This is a genomic window from Actinophytocola sp., from assembly GCF_035712165.1.
Taxonomy (GTDB): Bacteria; Actinomycetota; Actinomycetes; order Mycobacteriales; family Pseudonocardiaceae; genus DASYTH01.
This window is the reverse complement of record NZ_DASTBH010000188.1, coordinates 1-4,694: the sequence shown is the minus strand read 5'-3', so window position 1 is coordinate 4,694 and position 4,694 is coordinate 1. Positions and strand designations below refer to the sequence as shown.

At 73.5% G+C, this 4,694-nt stretch carries 3 protein-coding genes and 1 pseudogene; 2 read left to right on the top strand and 2 right to left on the bottom strand.

Going from position 1 to position 4,694, the window contains the following annotated elements; translation table 11 throughout:
* Nucleotides 1-182: 182 nt before the first annotated feature.
* Both menE and VFO68_RS10430 read right to left on the bottom strand, forming a co-directional pair.
* On the bottom strand, nt 183-1,277 hold the full coding sequence (gene menE / locus VFO68_RS10435) for an o-succinylbenzoate--CoA ligase (protein WP_414635483.1): 1,095 nt from the start codon (nt 1,275-1,277) through the stop codon (nt 183-185).
* A gap of 2 nt (nt 1,278-1,279) precedes the next feature.
* Nucleotides 1,280-2,203 (bottom strand): 1,4-dihydroxy-2-naphthoyl-CoA synthase, encoded by a 924-nt coding sequence (locus VFO68_RS10430; protein WP_325158006.1) that lies wholly within the window; start codon nt 2,201-2,203, stop codon nt 1,280-1,282.
* A gap of 27 nt (nt 2,204-2,230) precedes the next feature.
* On the opposite strand from VFO68_RS10430, the gene menD reads away from it, so the two are divergent.
* Together menD and VFO68_RS10420 are read left to right on the top strand one after the other, a co-directional pair.
* Nucleotides 2,231-3,916 (top strand): 2-succinyl-5-enolpyruvyl-6-hydroxy-3-cyclohexene-1-carboxylic-acid synthase, encoded by a 1,686-nt coding sequence (menD, locus tag VFO68_RS10425; RefSeq protein WP_325158005.1) that lies wholly within the window; start codon nt 2,231-2,233, stop codon nt 3,914-3,916.
* Nucleotides 3,917-3,977: 61 nt separating this feature from the next.
* Nucleotides 3,978-4,694: pseudogene (locus tag VFO68_RS10420) on the top strand (M1 family peptidase); the annotation flags it as partial.

Here is a 4,694-nt window from a genome sequence, read left to right as displayed (position 1 = left end):
TGCAGGCTCAGTGCCACGACCAGCGCCAGCAGCGACTGCCACCACACGAACGCGTCGATCGCCGCCGCCGCGCCCGCTCCCACCAGAACAGGCGCCACGGAGTTCGGCAACGTCCGGACCCGTGCCCCCTGCACCCATTGCGTCACCGTCGCCATGCCCCCATCCTGCTGGATAACGGTGCTTCAGAACGAAGCGGCCACCGCGGCACGATCCACCTTCCCCGGCCCGCGCAGCGGGAGCCGGTCGACGAAGCGGATCGTCCTGGGGACGGCGGCAGCGCCGAGCGCCGCCCGAACCGCGTCCCGTATCGCGGTCTCGTCCCGGACCGTCGCGACCACCGCCGCCGCGACCCGCTGGCCCCACTCCGGGTCGGGCAGGCCGACCACGCACACCTCGCTCACCCCGGCCACGGCGGCGATCGCCCGCTCCACGGCGGCGGCGGACACCTTGACCCCACCGGTGTTGATCACATCGTCGGCCCGGCCGAGCACCTCGAGCGTGCCGTCCGCGCGCAGCCGCCCGAGGTCGCTGGTCCGAAACCACCCGCCGGCGAAGGCCGCCGCGGTCTGCTCCGGCAGCCCCAGGTACCCGCTGGCGAGCACCGGACCGGTCAGCTCGAGCCGCCCGCCCGCGCCGATCCGCACCTCGACCCCGTCCAGCGGGACCCCGTCGTAGACGCAGCCACCGGCCGTCTCGGTCATCCCGTAGGTGGTGACCACCCGAACCCCCTCGGACCGCGCGCGGTCCAGCAGCGCCGGCGCGCTGGCCGCGCCGCCGATCAGCACGGCGTCGAACTCCCGCAGCGCCGGCCGGGCGGCGGAGTCGAGCAGCCGGGCCAGCTGGGTGGGCACCAGGGCGGTGTAGCGGGCCGCGCCGGAGCGCGCGGCGACACCGAAGGCCTGGGTCCGGAACCCCGCCGAGATGTCCATGACCACCGGTTCGTGCCCGGCCAGGATCGAGCGCACCAGCACCTGCACCCCGGCGATGTGCTGGGCCGGCAGGGCCAGCAGCCAGCGCCCCGGACCGCCGAGCCGGGCGTGCGTCGCGGTCGCCGAGGCGGTCAGGGCCGCACCGGACAGCTCAACGCCCTTGGCCCCGGCGGTCGAGCCCGAGGTGAGCACGACCGCCGCGGTGTCCGGTAGCTCCGGCTGGTCGGGGCCGGCCTCGCCGGCCGGCAGCGGCAGCACCGCGGGCCCGGTCCCGTCCAGCGCCGCGCGCAGCGCCGTCAGCAGCCGGGCCACCCCGACCGGTGACCCGTCCAGCGCGACCGTGCGGATCATCAGTAGTAGTAGGGGAACCGGGACCAGTCCGGCGGGCGCTTCTCCAGGAAGGCGTCCCGGCCCTCCACCGCCTCGTCGGTCATGTAGGCCAGCCGGGTGGCCTCGCCGGCGAACACCTGCTGGCCGACCAGCCCGTCGTCGATCAGGTTGAACGCGTACTTGAGCATCCGCTGCGCGGTCGGCGACTTGGCGTTGATCTCGGCGGCCCACTCCAGCGCGGTCGACTCCAGCTCCGCGTGCGGCACCACGGCGTTCACCGCACCCATCCGGTGCATCTGCTCGGCGGTGTAGTCCCGGCCAAGGAAGAAGATCTCCCGGGCGAACTTCTGGCCGACCTGCCGGGCCAGGTACGCCGAGCCGAACCCGCCGTCGAAGCTGCCCACGTCGGCGTCGGTCTGCTTGAACCGGGCGTGTTCCGCGCTGGCCAGGGTCAGGTCGCAGGTGACGTGCAGGCTGTGCCCGCCGCCGGCCGCCCAGCCCGGCACCACCGCGATCACCACCTTCGGCATGAACCGGATCAGGCGCTGGCACTCCAGGATGTGCAACCGCCCGGCCCGCGCCGGGTCCACCGTGTCGGCGGTGTCCCCGCTGGCGTACTGGTAACCGGTGCGCCCCCGGATGCGCTGATCACCGCCGGAGCAGAACGCCCACCCCCCGTCCCGGGGCGACGGGCCGTTGCCGGTGATCAGCACGCAGCCGACGTCCGGGCTCATCCGGGCGTGGTCCAGCGCCCGGTACAGCTCGTCCACGGTGTGCGGGCGGAAGGCGTTGCGCACCTCGGGCCGGTCGAACGCGATCCGGACGGTGCCGGCGTCCACCGCGCGGTGGTAGGTGATGTCGGTGAAGTCGAAGCCGTCCACCACCCGCCAGGCGGCCGGGTCGAACAGTTCGGAAACGGAGTGTCGGGCCACAGCCGGCAGCATATGGGTTGCCCGTGCTTAGCTGTGCGCGTGAACCCGTCGACGGCCCAGGCCACGGTGATCGTGGACGAGTTGGTGCGCAACCGGGTCGGTCATGTCGTGCTCTGTCCCGGATCGCGCAACGCGCCGCTGGCCATGGCCTTGTACCAGGCCGGTGAGCAGGGCCGGATCGCCTTGCACGTGCGCACCGACGAGCGCACCGCCGCCTTCCTCGCCCTCGGCCTCACCCTGGGCAGCGGCCGGCCGGCGGCGGTGGTGTGCACCTCCGGCACCGCCGCGGCCAACCTGCACCCGGCGGTGCTCGAGGCGTACCACTCCGGCGCCGGCCTGCTGGCGATCACCGCCGACCGCCCGGCCGAACTGCACGGCAGCGGGGCCAACCAGACGATCGACCAGCGCGGGTTGTTCGGCCCGGCCGCGGTCGCCGTGGACTTCCCGGTGGCCGAGCGGCGCGGCGCGCAGAACGCGGTCTGGCGCGGGCTGGTCTGCCGGGCCGTCGCGCAGGCCGAGCAGGGCCGGCCGGTGCAGGTGAACGTCCCGTTCCGCGAGCCGCTGGTGCCCACCTTCGAGCCGCGCTGGCCGGAGTCGCTGGACGGGCGTCCGAACGGCCGGCCCTGGACCACCTCCACCGCGCCGCGCACGGTGGCCGGCAACCGGGTGGATTTCTCTTTGCCGGCAAGGACTCTGATGGTGATCGGCAGTGGCCGGGCGGACCGGGCCCGGGCCGCGGCCGAACTGGCCGCGTATGCCGGCTGGCCGGTGGTGGCCGAACCGGGCCGGCAGGCGGCCGCGCTGGCCGGCGGCGCCGCGGTGCTGCGCTGCGGGCCACTGCTGCTGGCCGCCGGTGAGCTGCCCGACGGGCTGCGGCCGGACGCGGTGCTCGTGGTCGGCCGGCCCACCCTGTCCCGCGGGGTGCGCGGCCTGATGGGCCGGGCGCCGGTGTACGGCATCGGAGACCATCCACAGTGGACCGACCCGCAGTACGTCGCGGAGCATGTGCGCGGCTGGCTGGACCTGGACGACATGTCCCATGTGGACGGACGGGCGCCCGGCTGGCTGCCGGCCTGGCAGCAGGCCGACTCCCGGGCCGCGGCCATGGTGGACAAGCTGCTCGCCGACGAGGACTGGCCGACCGGGCTGCGGGTGGCCCGGGATCTGGTCGAGGCGCTGCCGGCCGGCGCGATGCTGTTCCTCGGTTCGTCCAACCCGATCCGGGACGTGGACCTGGTCGCCGAGCCGCGCGCCGACGTCGCCGTCTACGCCAACCGTGGGGTGGCCGGTATCGACGGCAACCTGTCCACGGCCGCCGGGGTCGCCCTCGGCGCCGACCGCACCGGCTACGCCCTGGTCGGCGACCTGACCTTCCTGCACGACCTGAACGCCCTGGCCCTCGGCCCCCGGGAGCGGCGGCCCAACCTGACCATCGTGGTGCACAACGACGACGGCGGCGGCATCTTCACCCTGCTGGAGCAGGGCGCGGCCGAGCACGGCGCGAGCTTCGAACGGGTCTTCGGCACCCCGGTCGGCGCCGACCTCGCCGCGCTGTGCGCCGGGTACCACGTTCCGCACACCCTGGCCGAGACGCCCGAGGCGCTGCACGCCGCGCTGGCGCCCGCCGCCGGTCTGCGCGTGGTGGAGGTGCGGGCCGACCGGTCCCGACTACGCGACTTGCACGCAAGATTGCGCGCAGCGATCAACGAGGCCGCGCTGCGCTGAGCCCGACCACTAAGATCGCGCACGAAATCTCGTTCGCAAGAAACATACTGGGAGGATCAGCGTGCGAATTTTCTCCAGACTGTCCACAGCCGGCGGCGCGGCGGTCCTGGCCACCGTGCTGTTCGCGACCACCGCCAGCGCGGCGGACGGCGCCCCGGGGCTGGACGACCCGTACTACCCGCTGGACGGCAACGGCGGCTACGACGTGTCCCACTACGACATCCGGCTCAGCTACCAGCCCTCGTCCGACCTGCTGTGGGGCACGACCACGATTCTGGCCAAGGCGACCCAGGACCTGACCCGGTTCAACCTGGACTTCCTGCTGCGGGTCGAGTCGGTGCGGGTGAACAACGCGATCGCCCGGTTCGAGTCCACCGGCAACGGTGAGCTGGTGGTCACGCCGGCCCGGCCGGTGGCCCGCAACGGCGACATGACCATCGTGGTGCAGTACCGCGACGTGCCGTCCAACCCGAACTACACGCTCTACGGGTTCAACCTGTGGACCAGGACACCGACCGGCGCGCTCGCCTCCAACGCGCCGCAGACCGCGGCCTGGTGGTATCCGAGCAACAACACCCTGACCGACAAGGCGACCTTCGACGTGTCGGTGTCCGTGCCCGAGGGCGTCGAGGTGCTCTCCAACGGCGTGCTGGTCTCCCAGCAGCAGCGGATCCCCGGCTGGGTCCGGTGGAACTGGCGCAGCACCAGCCCGCAGGTCACCTACAGCACGCTGCTGGCCATCGGGCAGTTCGACGAGATCCGGACCGACGTGTCGCCC